This is a genomic window from Micromonospora sp. SL1-18 (genome assembly GCF_047921505.1).
In the GTDB taxonomy this organism is placed as follows: Bacteria; Actinomycetota; Actinomycetes; order Mycobacteriales; family Micromonosporaceae; genus Micromonospora.
The window spans coordinates 1-1143 of the sequence record NZ_JBLROA010000179.1; the positions used below are offsets into that span (position 1 = coordinate 1).

A 1143-nucleotide genomic window follows, 5' to 3' on the forward strand; every position below is an offset into this window, starting at 1 on the left:
CTCATCCCCGCTCGGCCGCCGAACCTTGCTGAGATCACCTCAGTGGGCATCGACACCGTCAGAATCGTCATCCCACGGCTCAAGGTCCCACTCATCTTCAAGAGTCGGCCGCATGCGCCACCTAGCCAGGGGCGGGCCCATGGAGACGACGAAAGACCCCGCCTCTATGGTGGCCGATGGCGTCGGTCAAGCAGATCCAAGTCACCTTCGACTGCACAGACCCTGAGCGGGTCGCCCGTTTCTGGTGCGAGGTGTTGGGGTACGTCGTACCGCCGCCACCGGAGGGGTTTGCTACTTGGGGCGATTTCGATCGTGCGCTGCCGCCTGAGCGTCAGGGTTCAGCGTCCGCATGCATTGATCCCTCAGGTGTGGGCCCCCGACTGTTCTTCCAGCGCGTTCCCGAGGGCAAGGTCGTCAAGAATCGGCTGCATCTTGACGTGCGGGTCGGCACTGGGCTCGTGGGTGAGGAGCGCCTGGCCGCACTTGAGGCCGAATGCGCACGATTGGTCGCGCTCGGCGCGGTACGCATGCGACTACTGACTGCCGATGGTTACAACGAGTCGTGCCTCGTGATGCAGGACATCGAGGGCAACGAGTTCTGTCTCGACTGAGTGGCCGCGAACACGACACCTTCGCGAGTCGACTGGTGCAGTTTCGCCATCACGAGAGTCGCCGTCCCGCGGCGCGTCCACGGTCCTGATCCAGCGGCTGATCAGTTCACCCAAAGCTGTCTCCGGCAGCACGCCGGCCTGGCGGAAGACGACGATGTCTCGCACACGCAGGCATGCCCATCTACCTCTGCCCCTCGCGGGCGTGCACCTACGACCGGGGTCACGCAGTACGACGCCTGGTCCCCCTCGAGTGCTGGCAAGATAGCCGTGCACCGTGGGAGCGGTGGTCCAAGCTCCTGGACACCCCGCTCGATCAAGCGTTCCGGCTGGAGAACAGCCCGCAGCGCCCACAGCCGTCGCTGCCGCACTGCTGACATCGTCCGAAGCAGAGGACCGCGAAGGCGATCTCGGCGACGTGTCAGCTTACAATCCGAGGGGCTATCCGGTCGTAACTACCGAGAAGCCGGTTTCACCGCCAGGCGCCTCGTTGTGGACATCTATGCCCGCACGATCTCGATCTAAGGAGGAGCGA

Annotated in this window: 1 protein-coding gene; it reads left to right on the forward strand. The window is 64.2% G+C overall.

What is annotated here, in order from left to right; translation table 11 throughout:
* The first annotated feature begins 176 nt into the window (after window positions 1-176).
* Window positions 177-611, forward strand: coding sequence for a VOC family protein (locus ACNAW0_RS30400; protein ID WP_416291483.1), 435 nt, complete (start codon window positions 177-179; stop codon window positions 609-611).
* Window positions 612-1143 lie beyond the last annotated feature (532 nt).

Bases quoted from the DNA above. Each gene is read 5' to 3' on its own strand.
- ACNAW0_RS30400 (WP_416291483.1), top strand. From the start codon at position 177: ATGGCGTCGGTCAAGCAGATCCAAGTCACCTTCGACTGCACAGACCCT.